The 25,439-nt window shown below is 58.8% G+C and carries 16 protein-coding genes; 9 read left to right on the top strand and 7 right to left on the bottom strand.

Annotated elements, in window-relative coordinates:
* The first annotated feature begins 244 nt into the window (after positions 1-244).
* On the top strand, positions 245-523 hold the full coding sequence (locus G9463_RS09620) for a hypothetical protein (protein WP_165896576.1): 279 nt from the start codon (positions 245-247) through the stop codon (positions 521-523).
* A gap of 60 nt (positions 524-583) precedes the next feature.
* On the opposite strand, the gene G9463_RS09615 is transcribed toward G9463_RS09620, so the two are convergent.
* Together G9463_RS09615 and G9463_RS09610 are read right to left on the bottom strand one after the other, a co-directional pair.
* A complete protein-coding gene (locus G9463_RS09615; protein ID WP_007188435.1) occupies positions 584-1,693 on the bottom strand; it encodes a guanosine monophosphate reductase in 1,110 nt (369 codons plus the stop codon).
* A gap of 1,152 nt (positions 1,694-2,845) precedes the next feature.
* Positions 2,846-4,792, bottom strand: a complete 1,947-nt coding sequence (locus G9463_RS09610; RefSeq protein WP_165896575.1) for a response regulator — start codon at positions 4,790-4,792, stop codon at positions 2,846-2,848.
* A gap of 233 nt (positions 4,793-5,025) precedes the next feature.
* Here G9463_RS09610 and G9463_RS09605 point away from each other — a divergent pair, with 233 nt between their 5' ends.
* Entirely contained in the window at positions 5,026-8,925 is a 3,900-nt protein-coding gene (locus G9463_RS09605; RefSeq protein ID WP_165896574.1) for a PAS domain S-box protein, read from the top strand.
* 72 nt (positions 8,926-8,997) lie between these two features.
* Here the strand turns inward: G9463_RS09605 and gdhB are convergent, their stop codons facing one another.
* The 3 genes from gdhB to G9463_RS09590 all read right to left on the bottom strand — a co-directional run bounded on the left by gdhB (position 8,998) and on the right by G9463_RS09590 (position 13,432).
* Positions 8,998-10,293, bottom strand: a complete 1,296-nt coding sequence (gene gdhB / locus G9463_RS09600) for a glutamate dehydrogenase GdhB (RefSeq protein ID WP_165896573.1) — start codon at positions 10,291-10,293, stop codon at positions 8,998-9,000.
* A gap of 2 nt (positions 10,294-10,295) precedes the next feature.
* Entirely contained in the window at positions 10,296-10,439 is a 144-nt protein-coding gene (locus tag G9463_RS09595) for a rubrerythrin-like domain-containing protein (RefSeq protein ID WP_007190230.1), read from the bottom strand.
* Between the two features lie 125 nt (positions 10,440-10,564).
* Positions 10,565-13,432, bottom strand: a complete 2,868-nt coding sequence (locus tag G9463_RS09590; protein ID WP_165896572.1) for a bacterio-opsin activator domain-containing protein — start codon at positions 13,430-13,432, stop codon at positions 10,565-10,567.
* 346 nt (positions 13,433-13,778) lie between these two features.
* On the opposite strand from G9463_RS09590, the gene G9463_RS09585 reads away from it, so the two are divergent.
* The 5 genes from G9463_RS09585 to G9463_RS09565 all read left to right on the top strand — a co-directional run bounded on the left by G9463_RS09585 (position 13,779) and on the right by G9463_RS09565 (position 20,429).
* A complete protein-coding gene (locus tag G9463_RS09585) occupies positions 13,779-14,324 on the top strand; it encodes a ribbon-helix-helix protein, CopG family (RefSeq protein ID WP_004965646.1) in 546 nt (181 codons plus the stop codon).
* A 181-nt stretch (positions 14,325-14,505) separates the two neighbouring features.
* A complete protein-coding gene (locus tag G9463_RS09580; RefSeq protein WP_004965643.1) occupies positions 14,506-15,714 on the top strand; it encodes an Nramp family divalent metal transporter in 1,209 nt (402 codons plus the stop codon).
* A complete protein-coding gene (locus tag G9463_RS09575) occupies positions 15,715-17,709 on the top strand; it encodes a hydantoinase/oxoprolinase family protein (protein ID WP_165896571.1) in 1,995 nt (664 codons plus the stop codon).
* Positions 17,706-19,334: a hydantoinase B/oxoprolinase family protein gene (locus G9463_RS09570; protein ID WP_165896570.1), complete on the top strand. Its 1,629-nt coding sequence runs from the start codon at positions 17,706-17,708 to the stop codon at positions 19,332-19,334. The genes G9463_RS09575 and G9463_RS09570 overlap by 4 nt, the downstream gene beginning before the upstream one ends.
* Before the next feature lie 102 nt (positions 19,335-19,436).
* Positions 19,437-20,429, top strand: coding sequence for a DUF3592 domain-containing protein (locus G9463_RS09565; protein ID WP_165896569.1), 993 nt, complete (start codon positions 19,437-19,439; stop codon positions 20,427-20,429).
* Between the two features lie 45 nt (positions 20,430-20,474).
* Here the strand turns inward: G9463_RS09565 and G9463_RS09560 are convergent, their stop codons facing one another.
* Positions 20,475-21,035: a PAS domain-containing protein gene (locus tag G9463_RS09560; protein ID WP_165896568.1), complete on the bottom strand. Its 561-nt coding sequence runs from the start codon at positions 21,033-21,035 to the stop codon at positions 20,475-20,477.
* Positions 21,036-21,164: 129 nt separating this feature from the next.
* Between G9463_RS09560 and G9463_RS09555 the strand changes: the two genes are divergently transcribed.
* A complete protein-coding gene (locus G9463_RS09555; RefSeq protein WP_165896567.1) occupies positions 21,165-21,569 on the top strand; it encodes a DUF4864 domain-containing protein in 405 nt (134 codons plus the stop codon).
* A 760-nt stretch (positions 21,570-22,329) separates the two neighbouring features.
* Here G9463_RS09555 and nhaC read toward each other — a convergent pair.
* Positions 22,330-23,796 (bottom strand): Na+/H+ antiporter NhaC, encoded by a 1,467-nt coding sequence (nhaC, locus tag G9463_RS09550; protein WP_004965630.1) that lies wholly within the window; start codon positions 23,794-23,796, stop codon positions 22,330-22,332.
* A gap of 370 nt (positions 23,797-24,166) precedes the next feature.
* Between nhaC and G9463_RS09545 the strand changes: the two genes are divergently transcribed.
* A complete protein-coding gene (locus tag G9463_RS09545; RefSeq protein WP_049919377.1) occupies positions 24,167-24,961 on the top strand; it encodes an IclR family transcriptional regulator in 795 nt (264 codons plus the stop codon).
* Positions 24,962-25,439: the final 478 nt, after the last annotated feature.

Genomic DNA, 25,439 nt, shown 5'->3' with positions numbered 1-25,439 from the left:
TTCCAGCGGTGTGGTTTCATACTGATTGCTGTAACTGGGTGTCGGGACGACCGCACGGCGTAGTACGGTCGATGCAGAAATGACAGATAGAAGCCACTATTAGACAGCTGTCGGTAGACAGAGAGCCAGCCTGCGGAGTACTAGAGCTACTGGCTCGCTGTAAGGGAGGTAAAACAATTTCTACGTTTCTCACGGCAGTGGATTAGGCGCAATGGTAATCCCACTTGCAACTATAGTTATACGTATGATGGGCAGTCAAAAGAACCGGAAACTCAGTGCGGCAGTGGTACTCGTTCAGGGCGTCGTAACTGCGCTCTTCCCACAGATCAGTGTCAAACTTATCAAGCGTATGATCGGGAAGAACTTCGAGAACGCGTCCCAGCTCACGGTGAAGCCAGCGTATCGCCGACAGTTGCGCGCGGTTGGTGTCGGGATGGTCGCCGCAGCCGGGACCGATCTCTTGCTACAGAGCGCTGAGGAAGCGGACGATGGCCCGGCAGCGACTGGTGGAGACAGCGAGTAACGACGGCGGCTACACCGACAGCGGTGGGTCGGCGCGCTTCTGGAACAGCCTGCTAGCAGTTCAGTCGTCGCTGTCGACTGTCGCCTCGGTGCCGGCGTCGCGGACCTGTGTCGCTTCACTCTCCACGTTGACGCCTTCCCAATCGTGGTCCGTGTGGAACCCTTCGCGTTCTTTCGCACTCTGGGCGACACGAATGAACTCCGCCTTGTCGCGAGCCGCAGCGATGGTATGCCCGCCACAGTAGGAGAGCCCGGAGCGGATGCCAGCACAGAACTCCTCGGCCACAGCAGCGACCGAGCCTTTGTACGGGGTCAGTGCCTCAACGCCTTCGTCGGCGCTGACGTTGTTCTGCTTGTCATCACGGTCCTCGGCCGCCGCGGTGGTCGCCATCCCGCGTGACCGCTTGTACCGCGTCCCATCGACTTCAACGACAACACCGGGGGCCTCCTCTGTGCCGGCAAAGAGGCTCCCGAGCATTACGGTGTCTGCCCCGGCCATGAGGGCCTTCACCGCATCACCGGACGTGCGAATCCCGCCATCCGCGCAGATAGTGACATCCAGGTCTTCGGCGGCCGTGGCACAGTCATCAACGGCGGTCAGTTGGGGGACGCCAGCACCCGCGACCTTCCGGGTGGTACAGTGGGACCCGGGTCCGATACCGACTTTGACACAGTCGGCCCCGGCGGCAGCGAGGTCTTCGACACCCGCTGGCGTCGCGACGTTGCCAGCGATGATATCGGCGTCAGGAAATTCGTCTGCAAGGGTTTCGACGGCGTCGAGCGCGCGGTTGAGGTGACCGTGAGCCACATCAACGACGAGCGCATCGACACCGGCCGTAATCACGGCCGCGCTTCGTGCGACGTAATCCTCATTGATGCCGACGGCTGCGCCGACCTGTTCACCTGCCTCCGTCACCTGCTCGACCTGCTCGGCCTGTTCCTCGGGCGTCAGGAACCGGTGTAGTACCCCGAATCCGCCAGACTGTCCAAGCTCGATTGCCAGTTCTGCCTCCGTAACGGTGTCCATCGCCGCGGAGACGAGCGGCGTGTCCAGTTCGACGGTCGGAGTAAGCGGCGTTGAGAGGTCGATGTCGCTCCGACTGTCGACCGGTGATCGTTTCGGGACGAGAAGAACGTCGCCATAACTCAATCCAGTGCGTAACTCGTTCATACCCCGCTAAAGGAACTCCTCCTAGCACAAAAGGTCTGGGATTAGAATTCCCGAAGGCGAACAGCTGTTCGACCGCGAGGAACTCGCGGATATCCTCACTAGATCGAGCGAAGCTACCGACTCACAGTAACAGCAGTTCCCTCAGAAGCATGGTTGGAAAAGGTAGGTGTTGCGCTCCTGCAGGAAAGCGGATGACGGGTGGCGATGGGCACCGTGTGTGCCACCCACTGCAGTCAGAGGCACGGATGGGTTCTGGACCCGAGACATGGGGTGGGGCGAGTGGGCGCAAAGTAGGAAAGGGCCCAAAGCGGGGACCAGAACCCGTATAATTGTAATTCACCGTTCGACATATTTTTTGTGGTAACTCCTAGCATAGTGGTAATTTCAGTGCAGTCATCACCGGAACGCACGGCTCCGCCAATCCCGTAAAAGGATGGGACGTTGCTGTGGGGGTGGGAGAGATGGGGTGCAACGTCCCATCGGAAGTCGTCGGTTTCGACGACGGATTCCAGCCCGAAGCAATCGTGTGGGTGAATCCAGTGCGATTGGGCAGGGCACAGAACCCACCTAGCTCGGATACGAGTGTATATAAAGTATTTATGATATCCCCACGCCGTCTGTTGATTTGGTTACAAGCCGCTCATTTTTACTGGCGTTGTTTCCATCTGATAACGTGAGAAGTACACCCCATGCAATAGCATAGGAATGGTGGGCAGCCGGGGGGAGTGGTGTGCACCGCACCATTCGGAGTCGGTATCCGCGTCGACGGGTTCTGGACCCGGACCGCTTGATGAACGTGATCGGATTCAGTGGGGGAGGTGGCGCGGGGACCAGAACCGCATTAAGTAACATACAGTTGGTACGAAATAACGATTGTGACGTTTTATGCCATTTTATTAGCTATGCGGTCACTGAGCGTCCGCAATTGCGGCATCGAGGTGGACGATGACCGGACACTTGCATCTGTACTAGTTCCTGTAGTTCCGAGTCCCTGAATGTGTAACGGAAGGGCAATTCAATCCAGCAGCACGTGGCAGAGAAGTGGGAAATCGTAGCCAGCTCGGTGGGGGTAAGTAACTCAGTAGGGGTGAATCCACCAGCGCACAGGAAGCCCGATGACCGGTTCGAAACAGTACGGTTCTAAATAATGAGTTATTCCACTAGTTCGAGGCCCGTTATCTCAAATCGTGTCCCACCCATCGAACTCTCAGTTGCGCAGATATCCCAGCCATGGGCGTCAGCGACTCGTTTGACGATGTTGAGACCCAGCCCAGTCCCTGATTCGGAAGTCGAGTAGCCAGCCTCGAACACCTTTTCGCGGTCCTCGGCAGGGATTCCAGGGCCATCGTCTTCGATGTAGAATCCGGTGGCGTCACCGAAAATCCCGCCCACAACGACAGTGACATCCCGGCCTGCGTGGTCAATCGTGTTCCTGAACAGATTTTCGAGCAGATGCCGGAACTGATCGGTGTCAGCTTTGACCAGTGGCTGGGTATCGGCCCCACAATCACAGTACAGTTCGGCTTCGTCTGCAGGGTCAGAGACGAGCTTCCACGCGGCCTCAGCGGCTGTGTCGATCGAGACAGGTTCCAGTGACCCGATTTCTTGTTGCTCTCGCGCTAGCCAGAGGAGGTCCTCGACAATGCGTTCCATCCGATCGGTCGCTGTCTCGATCACAGCGAGATGCTCGTTTGACTGTTCGGCCTGCAGGAGCGCCAGGCGACCTTGTATGACCGTTAACGGGTTCCGAAGGTCGTGGCTGACAGTTGCAGCAAACTGCTCTAGCTGTTCTTTTTGATCCTGCAGTTCCCGTTCACGTCTTGTCCGTTCGGAGATATCTCGACCGGTGCCGACGAGCCCTATCAGGTCACCGTCCTGATCAGTTAGCCGGTCAGCAGTGAACTCGTGGGGAACGCGCTTTCCCGCTGCGGTACGGAACTCCGCTTCGATGGTTGATTGCCCCGTTGTGAGCGCCTCCTCAATCGCCTCGGAGACTCCCTCTCGTTCTTCTTCCCGAAAAAGACTGAGTGCGTCGAGATCAGATATCTCCTCGTCGGCGTACCCGGCCAGCCTTTCGAATTGTTCGTTACAGCGCTGGACGTTGCCTTCGGAATCGAGCACGTAGAATATGTCGGCAAGCGAATCGAGCGCCTGATCGATAAATGTCCGCTCTGCACGCAGTTCGTCTCGGATCTTCAGCGAATGCATGGCGTGTGAGATGCTATTCCCAAGTTCGCTGAGTAATGCCTGTTCGTCCTCAGCAAAGGCAAACGAACGGGATGAATAGACGCACAGGAGACCATACAGCGTGTCATTGTATTCTAGCGGAACCGCAGCGGTGCTTCGATAGCCGCGGTCGAGTGCTTCCTCTCGCCAGACCTCGAACGCCGGGTCAGCTTGAATATTCTGCGACGTCGCAATACGTCGTTCGCGGACGGCCGTGCCTGCAGGACCCTGTCCAGTCGGAGAGTTATCCGCAGTGACAACAATAGTATCGAGATACACGTCCTCGACGCCGGCCCAGGCCTGTGGCTCGATTCGGTCTGTCTCAGGGTCACGCTCGCCGATCCATGCGAAACGATAGGGTTCAGAGTTGCTAATGATCTCACAGACCCGAGTTTTGATCTCCGAGAGCGAACTCGCCCGGATGAGAGCCTGGTCGATGTTGCTGACGAGCGCGCGAACCCGTTCAAGTTCGACAGCGCGCTGATTGGTGCGGTACTGTTCGACGGCGTTTTCGATACGATTTGCGAGGAGTTCGTATCGTTCCGTTCCGTGCCCTTTTCGGAGATAATCGGTTGCACCGGCAGCAATTGCGTCGCTGGCGACCGCTTCACTCCCCTCCCCAGTGAAGAGAATAAACGGTAGGTCAGGGTACTCTGCACGGACAGCTTTGAGGAGTTCGATACCGTCTTTCTCAGGCATCCGGTAGTCACTGATAATACAGTCAACAGAACGTGTAGCAAGTTTATCGAGCCCTTCAGCAGCACTCGCTGCGGTTATTATCTTGAGTTGATCGGATTGCTGTGCAAGTATTTCCGATGCCACGTCCAGAAAATCGGGTTCATCATCAATATGAAGCACAAGGATACTCGTCATCTCTGACACAATATCGGATGTACCTAACTTCGAACGATAAACTTGCTGACCCAAGTATCAGATTATATACTTTGATGGTGTCATAGTGTGACTCAGTAGCGGTATGAGCCGGTGGCATGCTGGACCCGAATATCCAACTAAACCGAGCAGTACAGAGCTATATGGGGCACCCGAATATCATATATAAAAACTGGCGCGGTTGATTCATAAAATCTCGATGCATAGTTGTAATAATGGCTTATGCCGGTGACGGGACTCCCGATACCATTCACGTTTTGTATGTAAACGACGATGGCGACTTTGCTGAGTTAGCGCAGACGAAACTCCGGAATATCTCATCTGACTTTAACGTCACAGCAGTCGGGACTATAGAGGCTGCTCTCGACCTGCTTGCAACTTCGGCTATCGATTGTGTGGTCACATCGTACTCATTGCCGGACGGGACGGGAATTGATCTTCTGGACCGGTTACAAGCGGAACAGGACGAACGACCGACGATCCTGTTTACTGGCCGGGGGAGCGAGCGAATCGCCAGCGAAGCGACACAGGCGGGTGTCTCCGATTACGTTCCGGTCCACGCAGGTCAGAACAGTTTCGAGTTGCTCGCGAGCCGTATCCAGACGCTCACCGAGGCCGCTCGCAAGCAAGCGGCCGCCGAGCGACTGTCAGACCGCTTCCAACGAACGCTTGAGCGGGCAACTGACGGGATTTATGCTGTCGACAACGAATGGCGTATCGAATATATAAACGAGAAGATGGCAAAGCGCGTCAACCGCGACCCCGACGCTGTCGTCGGTACAGTCATCTGGGAAGAGTTTCCCTCCATAGTTGGAACGGAACTCGAAGAGAAATACCGAACCGCAATGGAGACCGGCGACCCGGTGTCGTGCGAACAGTACCTTGGCGAGCCGTTGGATTACTGGGTTGAAATACGAGCCTTTCCCGACGATGACGGTCTGACCGTCTTTTCACAAGAGACCACGGCGGAGCGGGAACGAGAACTGGAGTTAGAGCGCAGTGAAGCCATCCTCGAAAATATCCACGACGTTGTGTTCGTTCTCGATGACGAAGGGACAATCGAGTTCGCGAACACCGCTTCGAGACGACTGGTTAGCGGAGACAGAGCGACCAAAATAACGGGACAACAGCTGGAAGCGGTCGTTGGAGACCGGATGTCCAAATCCGATACGGAGCGGTTCACAACGGCGGTCGAATCAACGGTCGATGATATCGAGACCGACGGTGGCGTGACAGGATTGTACGACACGGACCTGCAACTCGATGTGACGACCGACGGCGGCAAGCGGACGTTAGATGTCCGCGTCACACCGTTCCGGGGCAACGCTGACCGGCAGGTGCTCGTCGTTGCCCGAGACATTACCGAACAGAGCAGGGCGAAACGACAGTTAGAGCAGGATCGGGATGCACTGCGGGAACTCCAGACCGTCATGGCAAAGGGTGATATCTCGGCCGAGACGCGCCTCGAAGAACTGCTCGATCTGGGCTGTCAGACACTCGGGCTCGACATCGGAATCGTCTCACACGTTCAGGGCGACGATTACACAGTCAGAGCAGTACACGCCCCAGATGCGGAAATCGAATCCGGGGACCAGTTCGACCTCGAATCGACGTACTGCGCGGAGGTGGTCGGAACAGATGCGGTCTGTTCGTTCGCAGACGCTGTCACTGAAGGGAAAGAGACCCACCCTGCGTATCGTGAGTTGGAGTTGGAATCGTATATCGGCGTGCCACTCATCGTCGATGGGGTCCGGTACGGGACAGTCAACTTTTCGAGTCCGACAACACGAGTCGCACCCTTCGGGGCGCTTGAGCGAACGTTTGTGAAGCTACTCTCAGAGCTTGTAAGCGCCGAAATATCCCGGATGCAGGACCAGACCGATCTTAAGCGCCAGGAGTTCCTGTTCGAGCGGGTGCAGAACATCGCGGATATCGGTGTGTGGGAGTATTTCCCGGCCACGGACAGCCTCGACTGGTCTGACGGCGTCCGTCGGATTCACGGTGTTGCCGACGAGTACGAGCCGTCACTTGATGACGCACTTGGTTTTTATCATCCTGACGACAGAGACAAGATTTCGAAGGCAGTGGAACAGACGATTGCGGACCGGGAACCGTATGACATCGATCTCCGGATCGTTCGGACCGACGGCGACGTGCGCGACGTTCGGGCGTGGGGAGAACGCGTCGACGACCCACAAGACGATGAGCCCGTTCTTCGAGGCGTTTTTCAGGATATTACGGAGCGGAAAGCCCGGGAACGAGCGCACCAGGAACTTGCTGAAGAGTACGAGGCACTGCTCAACAGTTCCGGTGACGCCATATTCATGCTTGACGTCGATACGGCGGGTGACGAGCGAGCGTTCGAGTTTGCTCGACTCAGCCCCGGCTACGAGTCACAGACAGGACTCACAACCGAGGACGTTCGAGGACGGACGCCACGAGACATCTTCGGTGATGAACGTGGTGCTGAACTCGCGGCGAACTACACGCGCTGTGTCGAGGAGCGTGCGCCGATTTCGTATCGGGAAGAACTGGATATCGCTGACGACGCACGGTTCTGGGACACGAGCCTCGCGCCAGTTATCCTTGACGATGAGATCGTCCGGATCGTCGGTATCGCCCGCAACGTAACTGAACAGGTCGAGCGGGAACGTAAACTTGAGACGACGAACCAGCGACTTGAATCACTCATCGAGGCGACGCCACTCACTGTCATGGAAATCGACACGGACGGAACGGTCACCCGCTGGAACGACGGGGCCGAGAATATGTTCGGCTGGTCACGGGCGGAGGTGCTTGGCGAGTTCAATCCGATTGTCCCGGACGAGCAGCAAGCTGAGTTTGAATCCCACCGAGAGCGCGTATTGAGCGGCGAGCCGATTCGGGGCAAGGAGGTTCGACGGAAGACGAAAGCCGGTGAGGAACTAGATCTGCTCCTGTCGGTTGCCCCGATCGCTGCTCCCGACGGGGAAATAACGAACGTACTAGCTGTTCTAGAGGATATCACTGAACAGAAGCAATTAGAGTCGAAGCTCCGCTCACTGCAGGAAACAGCACAGCGGCTCAGTGCCGCACAGTCGAGTGCGGAAATCGGCGACATCGCTATCGAGGCTGCTGTCGAGACGCTCGGATTCGAACTCACCGGGATCTGGGAGTACGCCGACCAGACAGACGAGCTTGTTCCACTGACGGCGAGTGCTGCCACGAGCGAACTGCTCGGTGAACTGCCACGGTTGCAGTCCGATGAGTCGCTTGCCTGGGAGGCGTTTGCGGCGTCAGAAATGCGTCGCTACGACGACATCCAGTCCGTGGCGTCGGTCGGCGAAGCTGACAGGAGCCTCAGAAGTGGCCTGTTCGTGCCACTGGGAGAGTTTGGGCTTATTGGTGTCGGAACGCCACAGGAACAGATCTTCTCTGAAGCAGACGTAGACCTGTTCCAGATACTGGGCGCGACCGTCGAGGCGGCATTCACCCGCGCAAGCCGGGAAACCGAACTACAGCGACAGAACGAGCGGCTCGATGAGTTCGCCAGTGTCGTCGCCCACGACCTCCGGAATCCGCTATCCATCGCCATCGGATTTCTCGACATCATCGAGGAGTCGGGCGACCTCAGTCACGTAGACCGGATCGAGGCGGCACATGACCGCATGGAGCGGCTGATCGACGACCTCCTGACGCTGGCGCGTGGTGAGACCACGGTTACGGATACGAAACAGATCGACCTTGCGACCGTGACGACGGAGGCCTGGGGATACGTCGACACCGTCGAAGCAACGCTGACGGTTGCTGAGACGGTCCCGACAGTGGCTGGTGACGCCGGCCGGCTGACGCAACTGTTCGAGAACCTCTTCAGAAACGCTATCGAGCATGGCGGGGAAGCTGTCACGGTAACCGTCGGGCAGCTAGACGGCGGTGAGGGGTTCTACGTCGCGGACGACGGCGATGGGATCCCCCCGGCAAAGCGTGGGGACGTACTGGAACACGGCGTTACGTCTACCAAGGGAGGCACTGGCTTCGGGCTCTCGATCGTAGAGGACATCGCCAAAGCGCACGGCTGGACCGTCCGTGTGACGGAAGGGGCTGCTGGCGGGGCACGATTCGAGTTTTGCTACTGAGGGAAGCGCCGGTAGCGGTTTCTCACCCCCGACTGACGGTGTGGCCCCCGTATGAAATCAGCGGACCCAGTGTTACGGCCAGAGCCCCCGTGCTTCGTGGGCCTCCGCGATGCGGGACAGGGCGACGATGTACGCCGCATCGCGCCACGTGATATCGCGGTTTTCGAACTCCGTTCGGACTGCGTCCCAGGCCGCTCGCATCTCTTCGTCGAGTTCGTCGTTCACTCGCTCGAGTGACCACGACCGGCGGTTGATGTCCTGTAGCCACTCGAAGTAGCTCACCGTGACGCCGCCGGCGTTCGCCAGAATGTCCGGAATCACGACGACGTCCCGGTCAGCGAGGATCGAATCAGCGGTAGACGTAGTCGGGCCGTTCGCCCCTTCAACGACGTACTCCGCAGCGATGTCGTCCGCGTTTGCCTCGGTGATGACGTTCCCGAGCGCTGCCGGAATGAGGACGTCGACATCCAGCGTCAGCAGTTCGTCGTTCAAAATCACGGTGTCGGCGTACTCGGTGACCGCCTCCGGTTCCTCGTCGTGTGATGGCACTGTCGCCGTATCGATACCGGCGGGGTCGTACATTGCCCCGTTCACGTCGCTGATCGCGACGACAGTCGCGCCCTGTTCGTCGAGCAACCGTGCGGCATTCGCACCGACACTGCCGTAGCCCTGTACTGCGACCGTGGTCTCAGACAGCGGCTGGTCGTAGTACTCACAGACCTGCTGTGTGATAATCGCGACGCTCCGGCCGGGCGCGTCTTCACGCCCCTCACTCCCACCGACAATCGGTGGCTTACCGGTGACGACCCCCGGTATCGTTTCACCCTCCTGCATGGAGTAGGCGTCCATCAGCCAGGCCATCGTCTGTGGGTCTGTTCCCATATCCGGGGCTGGTATGTCCCGGTTTGGCCCGATGACCGCACGGAGTTCCTGTGCGAACCGGCGGGTGAGCCGTTCTTTTTCGTCTCGGCTCAGCGTTTTCGGATTGACCGCGATACCCCCTTTTGCGCCGCCGAAGGGGAGATCCATCACCGCACATTTCCAGGTCATCCAGATTCCGAGCCCGACGCATTCGTCCCTCGTCACGTCGGGGTGATAGCGAAGCCCGCCTTTGTACGGTCCCCTGACGCTATCGTGCTGGGCCCGATAGCCGGTGAACACTTCCACTGTGCCATCGTCCCGCTCGATCGGGACAGTGACCTCATGGACGTTTTGCGGATGATTGAGTCGTTCGACGATGTTCGGGTCGATATCGAGGTGGTCCGCGGCCCGGTGGAGCTGCAGACGGGCTGTTTCGAGCGCTGATTCGGGCTCGGACGGCGTCGACGAATTGTCCGACGAAGAGGCGGAGCTCAGTTCTGGTCCCATCGTTATTCAAGTGGTGTCAGTCGGTTGCGCATTTCGCCGCCACAGTCCTGACAGTTCTCCGGTTGGCTCACTGCAGTGATGACTTTGCCACACGCAAAGCACTCGTACGGTGTCTTCTCGCCGTGGTCTTGCTCTACATCTCTCATATGTATTCACGAGTGGCGGTGTCCGACCGCCAGTACTCGATTAAGGAATAGAAGGACATCAAAGGAATATTCAGAGGTTAAACAAAGGGGCAGGGGTAGAGTTGGTTGTTCATTATTGAACCCCTCTAGGACTCCCGGCCCGAAACGCTCCGTTCTTCGAACAGTGCTGTGAACAGTTTCCGCTGGACGGTCCGCACGTGCTGATAGAACGCTGGTGGCGAAATCGCAAGCATCGATGCGATGTCCTCACCGGAGTTTGTACGCGGTGACTCGAAGTAGCCGCTGTAGTAGGCGGTCTGAATCACTTCGAGCTGTCGCTCCGTGAGGTCCGTGAGAAACTCCGAACTGCGGTCCTGCTCGATACCCCGTTCAAGCGTTTGTTTGCGCTTGAGTTTGACGCCGGAGAACGTGCTGTCGACCAACTGTGCGATGTTTCGAACGTCAACGCTCTGGGGCACATCGACGACGAGTGTCGTTCCCTCCGGGTCTGCGGTCGCTTCCCGGAAGATAGCGCCGTGGTCGGCGAGTTCCAGCGCGAGGAACGGCTGTGACAGCTCCAGCCGCAGGACGCCGCTGTCAGTGTCGTCGTCACTTATCTGTGTCACGTCGTCGATCGTCGTCATGTCAGCCGCAGCCGCCGCGACCGCTTGCACGTCAGCGTCTTCGACCGTCACAAACACGCTGTTACCGGCCGGTGCGTGCTGGATTCCGCCTTCGTAGGCAATAGTACATCCCGTTGACTGGGCGAGTCGCGACAGGAGGAACCGCTCGTCATCGATGACGAACTCGACGCGGGCCACCGACGTCGTGAGCAGCGCGTGTTTCCGTTCGATGCCGCTGAGTGCCGAGGCGATCGTCTCGCCGAGTTCGTGTAACACTGTGCGCGTTGTCTCATCGAACGCGTCTTTCGTGTCCGCATAGATGGTGAGAATCCCGTGCCTGAGGTCGTTGTACACCAGCGGGATACTCAGGACAGAAAGGAAATCACGCGTGAGCGCGTCCGACCGCCACGGCGCGTTCCGAAGATCGGCGGCGACGTTGGATATCATCGTCACGTCGCCGGTCGCAGCCGTCTGGCCCGCGGGGTCGGTTTCGGAGGCCGCGACCGCGATTGACTGACTGTCGAGATACCCCTGTTCGGTGCCGGCCCACGCTCGCGGTTCGACGGTAGTACCGCCCGGATTGACGCTCCCGATCCACGCGAATTTGAATCGGTCTGTGTCAGTGAGCCGTTCACAGACAGTGTGGGTGATCTCTTCCTTCGTTTCGGCGCTGACAATCGTCTGGTCGATCTCCCGAATCGTATTGTTGATCTGATTCAGAGCAGTCAGCTGCTCGTTCTGTCGCTGAAGTTCGCGGTCCTGTTTCCGGAGCTGGGATTCCCGGGCGACCCGGTCGAGGGCAGCCTCGGCGGTGGCGGCAAGCAGGTCGGTGAGTTCCTGTGTCACGTCGTCGAACGCCCCGACGGCCGTCGACCCAGCAACGAACACGCCGTGGTTGCCGAGCGGAATGAACATGACACTACGGAGGTCGGTTGCCCGGTTTTCCAGTCGGTCCGACGTGTGGACATCGTCGAACACGAGTGTCTCATCCTTGACGAAGCTGTGGCTTGGAAGTGTGTCGGCATTCGTTCGGACGGCCGGGAGCGGCCCGTGGTGTTCGGTCATCGCCTGTGACTGTGCGACCGGGCGGAGTTCGTTCGTCTCGGCGTCGTGCAGATAGATGGCACTCGCGGAAACGTCGAACACACTGAGGACGTCATCGACAATGTGCTGGGCGATTTCCTGATTGGTTTCCGTGTAGAGGAACTTCCGTGCGGTCTCCTGTAGCGTTGTCAACGCTTCCTCACGCCGTTTCCGTTTCGTGATATCCCGACAGCTATACAGCAGTGTGCCGTCCTGAATGGAGACTTCGCGGACGTTGACCAGCAACGTGTGCTCGTGACCCGCTTTGTCGGTGACGGTACACTCGATGTTTTTGAGAACGCCCTTCTCGGCGAGTTCCGCTCGGTCGAACAGGTCCTCACCAAGGAGCGTGTCGATCGTTCCCTGCTGGCGGATCTCTTCGTCGGTGTAGCCGAAAATGAAGTGCACGTTCGGGCAGACGTAGGTGTAGTCCCCGGCCTCGTTCGTCATGAGGACGGTGTCGGTCATATTGCTGAGCGTGACCCGGTGGAGTTCCTCAGATTGACGGAGGTCACGGTCGAGGGTGACCTGCTCCGTGATGTCGATCCCTTCAATCACGATCGAGGTGACCTCGCCGAAGTCGTTCTCGACCGGCCGGACTGAAAGCTCGATAACGCGATCCGTAGCCGTGGCCGGCCGGTGAACGACTGCGTTACCGAACTGCCCGTCGCGTGCGGCCGCGACGAGGTTCCGGATGTCGCGTTCTGTCGCGTCGGACTGTGACCACCACGGCAGCGTCCAGAACAGGTCACCGATGACCGTGTCTGCGTCCGCATCAAGCATTGCTCGTCCCGTCTGATTCACACGGGTGAGCGAGCCGTCCGGATCGAGGACCCACGTGGCCGTCTGTGTGTCGTGAAAGACGGCGTCGAACTGCCGTGCCCGTTCGCGCTGCGTGATCGCTTGCCGAGCGGACTGGAGCGCCTTCCCGGTTCGCTCAATCAACTCGTCTATCCGCAGGCCGTCCGTTCCTGTGAGGGGAACGTAGTCGGAAACGCCGGCCTCGATTGCCTCACTCGCTAGGGCTTCGCTTCCATCCGTGGTCCCGAGAACGACTGGGAGGGCCGGAGCCGACTCTCGGAGCTGTCGGACCAGCCCAATCCCACTTTCGTCATCGAGTGACGCTCCCGTGACGAGACAATCGACCGAGCGCTGCCGAACGGTATCGAGGGCTTCCGATGTCGTCTCAACAGTGCGGATAGTGGCCTCGGTGCTTGCTGTGAGAGCTTCTGAGAACGGCTCGCTCCAGGTCGTCGAACCGACAACAAGAACCTGAGCCGTGTCGAGTGGACTCCCGGCGTCTCTCATCTGCTGCTCCCGGGCGCGAAGCTATCGCTATGAACGGTGGCGCTAAGCGTGGCCGCTCGTTCGGGACGTCGACACCTGTCGGGAGAGGTATGGTTCAGTTGCCGCGTGCTGGATGAATGGTTCAATAATAAACACCAGATTTCTGAACTCATTTGTTGGTGAATGATTTAATATTTACTTATTTCTGCGCTGATTTCGGGTGAGCGCCATGGGCCGGCGGCTGGGCCTCACGAAGACACATCACGGACATCCCGCAGACACTGACGCACTGGTCTCGCTGCCATGCTTGAGAGCGCTCTGTCACCAAACAACACGATATTAAGGCCATCCAGTGAGGAGGGGCACTATGCCAACCGACCGCGTCACCGTCTCTCTCGACGAGGAGACCAAGGCGACGTTAGAGGGGCTGACCGACCGAACTGGGGAAAGCCAGAGCCAGCTGATCCGCGAGGCAATCGCATTCTACGCGGCAAACTTCGACTCGGCACACGCGAGTGACAGCGACCACCTCCAGACGTACTACGAGATGCTCTCGACGGGCGAGCACGTCTTGCTGGACGTCGACTTGCTTCACGCACTCCTGAGTCAGTTTAGCGATCCGGCAGAACAGGACGAGGAGGTTCTCGAGATGATCGATCAGGTGGCACAGTACCACGCTCAGGAATACGCTGAGCGGTTCGATTCGCTCGAAGATGTTCTCGAATGGCTCTCGCTGTGTGGGTTCCTGACCGTTCGGCGGGACGAAAAAGGGAGTTTCCACGTGGTGTTCCCATCCGAGTCGGTGCGGTGGTTGATGATTCGGTTCATCCGTGGTAGCATCGCCGACCTCCCGTTCGAAATTGAAGTCGACGAGAGTGTTTCGAAAGTTCTACTGAGAGAGCGAGAACCGTGAATACCCCCGGCACGGGACGTAAACAGACTCAAATCGGTGGGTGTGGGAGTTCTTACTAGTTCACACACTTGGTGACACAGACACAGGGTTCATACGACCGATGTTCCGGCCACACACAGGTCTTAACAATGTTTTTCATTACCTGCTGGGACCGTGACAGTGGCTATCAAAACCAACAATCATGAGCATTACAAAACGACTCAAAGCCGTCGGCCCGGGAGCGATGGTCGCCGCCGCGTTCATCGGCCCAGGCACGGTCACGACTGCGAGTGTTACCGGGGCGGAGTTTGGCTACGCACTCCTGTGGACAATGGTCTTCTCAATTGTTGCAACGATCGTTCTCCAGGAAATGAGTGCGCGACTGGGTCTTGTCTCGGGGGAGGGGCTCGGCGAAGCACTTCGAGAGCGGTTCGACAATCAGATCGTCGAGTACGTGAGTATATTCCTCGTTGTCGGCGCGATCGGCGTCGGGACCGCCGCCTACGAGGCCGGGAATATCCTCGGCGGTGCCGCAGGGCTCGCGACGATTACTGGTATCGACTCGACGGTGTGGGGGGTCGTGATGGGACTCGTGGCCGGACTCCTGCTCTACACTGGGCGCTACAAGCTGATCGAGCGAGCGCTCATTGGTCTGGTTGCCGTGATGGCGTTCTCGTTCGTAGCATCGGCGATCCTCATCGGTCCCGATCCCGGTGCGATTGCGATGGGGTTCGTCCCCGGTATCCCCTCGGGGTCGCTGTACCTCATCACCGGCCTCATCGGAACGACCATCGTCGGGTACAACCTGTTCCTGCATGCGAGTAACGTCCAGGAGCGGTGGAGCGGTCCCGACGATATCGGCCACTCCCGCATCGACACGGTGCTCTCGATCGTCGCAGGCGGCGTGATCACGATTACGATTATGGTCACCGCGGCTGCAGCGTTCGAGCCAGGAACCCAGATCAGCGATATCGGCCGGATGGCCGAACAGCTGCGACCCATCGCGGGTCCGTACGCCGAACTGTTCTTCAGCATCGGCATCTTTGCCGCCGGGTTCACGAGCGCGACGACAGCACCACTCGCGGGCGCGTGGGCGACCACAGGTGCACTCGGCTGGGATTCGGATATGCAGAGCACACAGTTCCGTGCGGTCTGGGGGACGATCCTCAGTGTCGGGGTTCTTTCGGTGTTGCTGGGCGGCAGCCCCGTCCAGATCATCGTGTTTGCACAGGTGGTCAACGGGATTTTATTGCCGATCGTCGCGGTATTCCTGATATACGCGATGAACCAGCGGGACCTCCTCGGCGAGTACACGAACGGGTCGATAGCGAACGCCCTCGGCGCGATTGTGACGCTCATCGTCGTGTGGCTCGGCGTTCGGACGCTGCTCAGCGTCGCGGGGGTGCTGTAGATGGGAGACCGGCGGATCGGCGTCGACGTCGGTGGAACGTTCACCGATGTGACGCTGTCGCTCGACGGCGAACTCGTGACCGCGAAAGTCCCGAGCACTGAAGACCAGAGCGAGGGCGTTATCGCCGGGATCGAGAAGGCCTGTGACGCGGCCGACATCGACCCGGAGACTGTGAGCGAGTTCTCTCATGCGATGACCGTCTCAGTCAACGCGCTCCTCGAAGAGAACGGCGCAAAGACGGCACTCGTCACAACCGATGGATTCCGGGATGTTCTGGAAATCGGCCGCCAAGACCGCCCGTCGCTGTACGACCTATCCGCCGAAAAGCCAACACCGCTGGTTCCCAGACGCCGACGCTTCGAAGTGTCCGAGCGGACGACCACCGACGGCGTCGAACAGCCCGTCGACGAGGACGAAGTGCGGTCAATCGCCGAGCAGTTGCGCGAAATAGATATCGAGTCCGTTGCCGTCTCGCTCTTGCATGCATACGCGCACCCGGAAAACGAAAGCCAGGTGGCAGAAATCCTGCGCGACGAACTCGATGTTCCCGTCTCAGCCTCCCACGAAGTCCTCGCTGAGTTCCGCGAGTACGAACGAACGTCAACGACGGCCGTCGACGCATACGTACGCCCGGCAATTGACCACTACGTCAGTCGCCTCACCGACCGAGCGCGGGAACTCGGAGTCCCACAGCCCCGAATTATGCAGGCCAACGGCGGCATCACCGATGCCGACACTGTCAGGCGGAACGCCGTGACGACCGTCCTCTCGGGCCCTGCCGCCGGGGTCGTTGGGGCAGGGTCGATGGCAGCCGACGAACAGGACGGGCTCGTTACGTTCGATATGGGCGGGACCTCCAGCGACGTGAGTCTCGTCCGCGATGGCGAAGCCGAACGGACGACGGAGGGCGTCATCAACGAGCGGCCGATCAAGACGCCGATGGTCGACGTCGAAACAGTCGGTGCAGGTGGCGGGTCCATCGCCTGGGTCGACGCCGGGGGCGCACTCCGCATCGGACCGCGCTCTGCCGGAGCCGACCCCGGCCCTGCCTGCTACGGGAAGGGCGGAACTGAGCCGACGGTCACCGACGCGAATCTCGTGCTGGGCTATATTGGTGAGAGCACGAGTCTGGGTGGCGAACTCTCGCTCGATTCGGATGCGGCCTACGACGCGCTTGCAGATCTCGCCGACGAGGCGGGTTTCGACGGGCCCGTAGAAGCCGCCCGTGGCGTCTACCGCGTCGCAAACGCGAACATGACCAGGGCCATCCGTTCTGTGACCGTCGAGCGTGGGTACGACCCGCGGAAGTTCGAGCTCGCCGCGTTCGGGGGTGCCGGGCCGATGCACGCGGTATCCATCGCGGATAGCCTCGATATCGACCGGGTGGTGATTCCACGCGCCTCAGGTGTGCTGTCGGCATACGGCCTGCTCGCGGCCGACGAGAAGCGCGACGCAGTACGGACGTATCAGCGGTCACTCGACGCGGTCGACCCAGAGAATGTTGACACAGTCTACGAGGAGTTGTCCGAAGAACTGCTGGCTGAGGTCAGTGACCGCGAGGCGGCGACAGTACGGTACTCCGCCGACTTCCGGTACGCCGGCCAGAGTTTCGAGCTTACCGTGGATGTCGACCGACCGTTTGACACCGCAGACGCCCGCGAGCGGTTCGCCGAAGCCCACGAGTCTGCCTACGGCTATCGGGCGGACGAGTCGGTCGACCTGGTGAACTGTCGCGTGACGACGACCGTCGAACGGAGCGCGCCGCCGGTCAAATACACTGCCGAAGGCGACCCACAGAAGGGCTCTCGGGAGGCGGTGTTCGCCGACGAGGTCCGCGAAACCCCGGTCTACGAGCGAGCGAAACTGCAACCACAGAATAGCATCGACGGCCCCGCGATTGTCGAGGGCGATGAGAGCACAATCGTCATTCCACCGGCGTGGAACGTCCAGGTGCGCGATGACGGGACACTGACAGCGGCGGTGAGCGACATATGAACGACGAAGCTACGACATCGAGTGACGGACAGGAGACAATCGACCCTGTAACGCTGGAAATCCTCAGGAACCAGCTGGAGAGTGTCGCAACCGAGATGGGCCACGTGCTCATCCGCGGGGCGTACTCCCCGAACATCAAGGAGCGACAGGACTGTTCGACGGCGCTTTTCGACGCGTCGGGTCGGATGGTCGCACAGGCGGAACACATCCCGGTCCACCTCGGCGCGATGCCCGATGCGGTGGATATTGTCCTCGAAAAAGACCCGAAACCGGGCGACGTGTTCATCGTCAACGACCCGTTCGCCGGCGGGACGCACCTTCCGGACATCACGCTCGTCTCGACGATCGCACCAAACGACGAGGTGATTGGATACGCTGTCTCGCGGGCTCATCACGCCGACGTGGGCGGGAGTTCGCCGGGGAGTATGCCACCGGGCGCACAGGAGATTTACGAGGAGGGACTCCGACTGCCGGCAGTTCGGCTCGTCGACGGCGGGGAACCCAACGAGGCGGTCCACGACCTCATCCGTGCCAACGTCCGGACGCCAGACGAGCGTGAGGCAGACCTCCGGGCCCAGCGCGCCGCCAACGCCCGGGCCGAGGAACGCGTCGGTGAACTCCTCGAAGAACACGGGCCGACGCTGCTCAACGCGTTCGATGCCGTCATCGAGTACTCCCGCGAGCGGGTCGAGGCTGAACTCGATGCTCTCCCGGACGGAACGTATCGCGCGAAGGATATCCTCGAAGGTGACGGTGTGACCGATACCGACATCCCGATTGACGTGGCCGTCACCATCGATGGGGCCTCGATAGCTGTCGACTTCACCGGGACTGCCGACCAGGTGGCGGGCAACCTGAACGCGCCGCTCTCGGTCGCAAAGAGCGCGGTCTACTTTGTCGTCCGAGCCATCACCGACCCGGAAATCCCGCCAAACCACGGCTGTTACGAGCCGGTATCTGTGTCCGCACCCGAGGGGTCGGTGCTCAACCCGGATGCGCCAGCCGCAGTTGTCGGTGGCAACGTCGAGACGAGCCAGCGAGTCATGGACGTCACACTGGCGGCGCTCGCCAGGGCAGTCCCCGACAGAGTTCCCGCCGGTGGACAGGGAACGATGAACAACCTCATCATCGGCGACCGAACTGGTGAGTTTACCTACTACGAGACCATCGGCGGTGGGTTCGGTGCCCGACCCGAGAAAGACGGGATGGACGGCGTGCAGGTCGGCATGACGAACACGCTCAATACGCCCGTCGAGGCGATGGAGACAGAGTATCCGCTCCGGGTCGAGCGGTACGCGCTGCGTCCGTCAAGCGGCGGCGACGGTCGATACCGCGGCGGGCTGGGGCTCGAACGCACCGTCACCGTCGAGACCGACGCCACCGTGTCACTGCTGACGGAGCGCCGGCGGACGGCCCCTGCTGGAATCGCTGGCGGCGAGGACGGCACAACAGGGGAGAATCTGGTCGACGGCGAGCCAGTCCCTGCCAAGGCCTCCATTGATGTCGAGGCTGGGACGACCGTCTCCGTCCGAACGCCCGGCGGCGGCGGACACGGCAACCCAGCAGAGCGGGACCCGGAAGCGAGAGAGCGTGACCGACGCGATGGGAAGGCAGACGAGGGGTAGCGTCTCGATTCGGTTGCTCCCTGATAGAACGCGACCGGGCTGTGGAGTGGCGTGTTTCGAGCGCTACGCTCATACGAATGGGATACAATACTGTGTATTGATATGAAGGTCCCGGTCGGAATCACGACCCTCCACCTTTCACAGAAGAGCGCACTTTTGCTGCTCCTTGCCACCGGTCTGCTCGGGTTCGGCGGGTACGACTACGTCCAGCAGTCACAGGCGGTCGACAACGCCGTTGCCGTCCAGGCAACCATCACCGATTCCAGTGTCGATCGAATGGACGGCGGGCGAGGAATCGATTACGAACCGGAAATTCAGTACACGTACAAATATCAGGGGGAGACCTACACCAGCGAGCAGGTGTTCCCGAGCACAGGCGTCCGGACGTACTCCGACCGGTCGAAAGCAGAGTCGGTGGTCGAGTCCTACGAGCCGGGAACGACGGCCCGCGCATACGTCTCACCAGCCGACCCGGACGACGCGTTCCTGATTCGAGAGCGGACGCCGTTCCCACTGCGAGCCATTGCAGTCGGTGGTTTCCTCTCCGTCATCGGGGTACTGGCCGGGCTGGGGGCGAAGAACCCGGGTCAGCAAGAGCTCCGTCCGGCAAGTGAGGGGCAGCCAGCGCCACGAGAGACGTGGGTTGACAGTCACGGCGAGATACTCCACCGGCTATCGAAACAGGGACTCGGTGTCTGTTTCGTCGGGTTCTGGCTCTCGATGGTCGCGCTGGTGTTCGGCCTTCTCAACACCCCCGGTGAATTTGGAGGCCCGCCACAGGAGATTCAGGCAGAACTTCTGGGGCCGATCGGGCTCCCGATGCTCGCGGGGTTCAGCTTCTGGGTCGGGATGATCCTCTCACTGTGCCTGTACGGCGGCTGGTCGTTCGCCGAGTACCAGCAACTCCGGCGGCGACTCCCAGACCCGAAGCCGCCGAGTCCATTCAGGCATCCGAGTCGGCTCATCACGATACTCGGAACTGAAGACAACGACCTAAGCGAGTACGGGCAGCGTGTCCGGCGGACTGGATGGGCGTTGATGATTGCTGCCGGGATGACAGCTGTGCTGGTGCATCTCCTCTACATCGCAAGCTGACCGGCCAACCGGTCAGAGACGCGTTCTGAGCGGTGCCACCGACAGTCAGGTGTCCGGCGTGTCGATAGCTTTCTGCACCCCGAGCCAGTTCGTGATGGAACCATCGGGGCCGGTAAGCGGCACTATCGTCACTCGGTTTCTGAAGCGTGTCCCGTCCGCTCGGTAGTTCCACAGTTCGACGGTCCGCTGTTCCCAGATATCGATCCCTTCCTGAAGCGTTGCGATTGCATCGGCGTCAGTTGCTGGCCCCTGCAGCAATCGAAGGTTCTCGCCGCGAAGCGCTGCTAGCGAGTACCCGGTCATCTCCTGAAACGTCTGTGTCGCGTATCGGACTGGATTATCCTGATACGCCGGGCCAGTGAGCGTCAGACCCAGCGGGACCGTCCCGAGTCGCACCATTCTGGCGATGCGTTCCCGCTCAAACGCCGTCACAGAGCTGGGCTCGAACCCATCGAGGTCTTGGAGGATGTCAGTCGGTGACTCGTCAGCGAGTTCCAGGTCAACACTCTGGAGATTGTGTGTTTCGACAATGTCTGGAAGCCGACGGCGAAATCTCTCCTCATCTAGCAGCATACAGTCGATAAGTGCGTCCCTGAGTGGGGCCATGTTCGCAGTTGGCTGTTGTAGTTAGCGGTAACACAAACTCCCGTCGATGTCCGGCCTATGGCTGCTCAGGCGTGCCATTCATGCTGATACAGCACCTGTTGCAGGTACGCGCTCGTCCCTACGATACCAATGTCTGAACGCGAATATCCGGTGGCCGACCTTCCGACGCCTCGTGAGACGTACAGCCCCGGCGACGCCATTTCCCTGCAGCTTGACGCGCTGGAAACAAATGACGACCCGTTTGAGAACGCGGGAATCATGACGGCGTACAACTTCGCCTCCCCGGCCAACCGCCGCTCTACTGGCCCGCTTGACCGGTTCATAGCCATGGTCCAGTCACCACAGTACCGGCCGATGATCGACTTTGAGGAGGCTGTGCGGGGCCCTGTCGAGCGGGATGAGAACTATGCTGAACAGCGGGTGACGGTGACAGGGCCGGATGGCCGAACAACCACGTACGAGTTCGGTCTGTCAGTGCAGTCCGTCGGTGAGTTTCGAGGCTGCTGGCAGACCGACCGTGTTGTGGTGGTCTGAACGGGGCAGCAACTGAACCAGTGCCCGGTAACGTGTTGTGAACTGGGTTGCAGTAGCTACTGTCAGTGCGGCCCATTCAAGTGCTACTGCCACCTACATCAGGCGTTTTCACGCGGCGAACACTTTACAGGTGTCGACCCACCAGCCACAAAGCAGTGGCATGAGTAAAACACAGCCTCCTTCAAGCAGCACGTTCCATTCTGTAGTCGTGTAATATTCCAATATAAGTAAGATATGTTATTATTTGGAGAACAGTTCCGTTCATTGTGCCGTCTCCCGTAACGCGACGAGACACTAACTCAAGTTCAACTGGTCTATCAGCACCGAATGAGATTGCGTCATTCAGTTCGTTTAGCGCTCCTCGTGCTCTTTTTATACAGATTTGCTCACAACGTTACTTTTCCACTATACCTAGTGGCATTGTACTATTGAGTTGCTTAAATCGGCATACTGAGCGTAAAACTCGTAATAGTTGGCAGTAGGACGCTAGATTGTGAGATGCTGCGGTTTTAATCTTCAAAGAATAGCCGCTTAATTCTACACGTCGAAGGCGTGTTTAGTGCATTTCTCAATTAATCAGATATAGTATCAAAACCTATATTTTCAGTTTTTCCAACCTTTTCGATCAGGCTGTGTCAGTTACTGTATTTCACTCACTGCTACACTCGACCCAGTAGGCAGCAGGTTGCGAGACCGGAGGTGCACTGTGTATTCCAGATAGGATCTGGGTTCTCACATGGTCACTCTTCGAATAGTGTGATCAGTCACTATCTGCCGGTGCAGCCACGTTACTCGTCATATGGTCGTCAGCCTCGGCCTCAGTGTATGTGATCTGCCAGCCGGTAACTCCCATGAGGATGAGGATGAGCGGCGAGAGGAAGCCCAGGAAGTAATACGGCGCATACTGGAACGTGCTGACACCAAGCGTGCCAGCCATGAACACTGCGCCGCTATTCCATGGAATGAGCGCACTTGTGACGGTCCCGGAGGACTCAATCGCCCGCGAAAGGTTCTCTGTCTTGAGCCCCTTCTCCTCGTAGAGACTGCCCAGCGTCACGCCGGGAACAACGATACTTATGTACTGTTCTGCCGCAAGGACGTTCATCGAGACTGACGACAGGACCGTAATACCAGTGAGACTACCAACGCTCTTGCTGAGCTGGCCGAGGTGATGGGCTAGAACGGCGATAATTCCAGTACACTCAAACAGCCCACCCAGTGCGAGTGCGGCGATGGCAATTGTTACGGCCCATGCACCGCCAACCATGCCACCGCTTGCGAGGAGGCCGTTTACGAGTTCCATCCCTGTTTCCGGGCTTGTCCCACTCTGTGCGACGGTCCAGACCGACGTGAACGAGTTGCCCTGAAGCACGGCCGAGGTTATCGCGCCGGCAAAGACACCAGCACCGAGAGCTGGAATTGCAGAGATGCCGTAGATGGCCAGTCCGAATGTCACGAGAAGCGGGAAGAAAGCAAGCGGTGAGATCGTGAACGAGCCCGTAAGCGCCGTCTGGATCTCAGCGATCCGGTCAACAGGAATAGCCCCTGATGCGCGGATGCCGAGGCCGGCGTATAGGACGACAGCGATGGAGAAGGCAAGGAACGTCCCTGCCCGCATCGCATTGATATGATCGTACAGATCAGTGTTCGTCACCGCCGAAGCGAGGTTTGTCGTGTCCGAGAGCGGTGACTGCTTGTCACCCGTGTATGCGCCGGTGAGGATTGCCCCTGCAGTCATCGGTTCAGGGAGTCCAAGTCCAGAACCGATTCCGATGAAGGCAACGCCGAGCGTCCCCGCCGCGGTCCACGATGACCCGATAGCAAACGTTATCGCCGCAGTAATGATCGCTGTGAGCGGGAGGAACACTATCGGGTGCAGCAGGTCAAGGCCATAGTACATGAGCGTCGGAATCGTTCCGGCCTGTATCCAGGTCGAGATGAGCGCATAGACAATAAACAGGATGAACACGACCTGAATGCCCATCAGCAACGTGTGTGTGATCCCGGAGTACATCTCGTCCCAGGAGATGTCGAATCGGAAGTAACTGAACAGGCCAGTGAAGGCAATCCCCCAGAGGAGGGGGAACTGCGGGTCAAGCCCGTAAATTCCAATCCCGATACCCAGTGCGGTTAGCATCCCAATAATCGGTATCAGCGCCTCTACCAGAGAGGGTCGGTCCTCGGGGTCAATGTCGTCGTACAGCTTGATGTCGAATTCAGAACTCATTCTTATTGATTCGGTTACGTATCGCCATTCCGCTCGTTGCGCAATGCTGTATCTGCATCAAAATCTGTTCCTGCCAATGAGGTCCGTATCGGCTTTTCAGTCGCTATACGGCCAGTTTGGCGACTACACCGACTATGGCAACAGCGCATGTCGTTTGCTCCATCGACATCATAATTAATAAAAGTTCATGTAGGGGAGTGCTGCTGACAGTCGATATATCCGGGTCGGATTGGATTGTGCTTCGAGATCCAGTCCACTGGGGCGGACCATCCCAATCTGGCGCATATATCTTAGACGAAGAGGGCTACAGCAATAGACTGTGCATTCGATATACCAAAATCATATAACCATGATAAACGAGAATCAGCACATGACTGAACGCGAGCCACCAACCCGACGAATCAAGTCAATGCAGACTGCCAGTGAGGTCCTGCGTGAACTTCAGTCACAGTCTGAGGCGACGCTTTCCGATCTCTGTGGGAATATAGATGTTGCCAAAAGTACACTACATACGTACCTACAGACACTCGTTGCTGAGGGCTTTATCGATAAGTCAGACGGGGTATATCGGTTGGGGCTGCGGTTCATACCACTCGGTGAAAGCGTTCGGAATCGGATCGACCTCTATCAGCTCGGAAAAGAGGAAGTAAATCGCCTAGCCGAAGAGACAAACGAATGGGTCCATCTCACAGTTGCGTACCGGAGCAGAGAGGTGACGCTGTACGAGCATAATGGGGGCGAAACTGTCGCTGTGGACTATCAACGGCGAACCAGGGAATCCCCACAGTACCTCCACTGTACTGCGACCGGAAAAGCGCTGCTGGCATATTTCGATGACGATCGGGTCACTGAAACAGTGGCTACCGAAGGACTTGTTCAGCAGACAGAGCAGACAATCACTGACCCCGACGAGCTACGGGAAGAACTCGAAGAAATTCGAGCGCGGGGGTACGCGGTAAACGATGAGGAGGAAATTCGGGGCATGCGGTCTGTAGGCGCTCCGATTCAAGACGTGGACGGTACGGTCTGTGGAGCAATCAGTGTGACCGCACCGAAAACGCGGCTCTCCGGTGACTACCTCTACAATGACCTCCCTGAATCGGTAATGGAGGCAGCAAACATCATCGAGATCAATTTGGAGTCCGCAGCCGCCAGCGGTGAGTAGTATTCACATATCTCAAATACTATGGGCACTTCTGCAGAGCGTTGTTACAGGTATATGTCCCAGAGACAGCACCGGCGACTCACCGATGTGGAGTCGCGTTTCAGACGCCCTCTACCTGAGTCAACCGGTCGTGGCGAGTGCTGTGAATCCCCCTGAAACCCCTTCGAGCGACTTGAATTTTAGCTATGTTCGTTAATTCCGAATCGGGCTTGCTTGCTAGCGCGGGGAATACTCCTGACGACAACAACATACCCTCTGCGCTCTGTCCGTAGGCCTTAGCCACGCACCGGCCAGCGCGTCAGGAACCAGAGCAACCGAGATTCTGTTCGGTATAGTCAATATACAAGAGTGGGCTCTGGTGAATCGCTGGACAGCGTCGGCTTCGACCGTCAGAACTAGGAAGTTGAAGCGGGAAACCGCCGATGCTCTATGTCGAAGATTGCCCGCTTCACGAAGAAAGCGGTCCAGTTAGCTAAAA

The organism is Haloarcula sp. JP-Z28 (assembly GCF_011440255.1).
GTDB classification, from domain to species: Archaea; Halobacteriota; Halobacteria; order Halobacteriales; family Haloarculaceae; genus Haloarcula; species Haloarcula marismortui.
The sequence above is the reverse complement of the archived record's forward strand: the minus strand, read 5'-3'. Positions and strand labels throughout refer to the sequence as shown.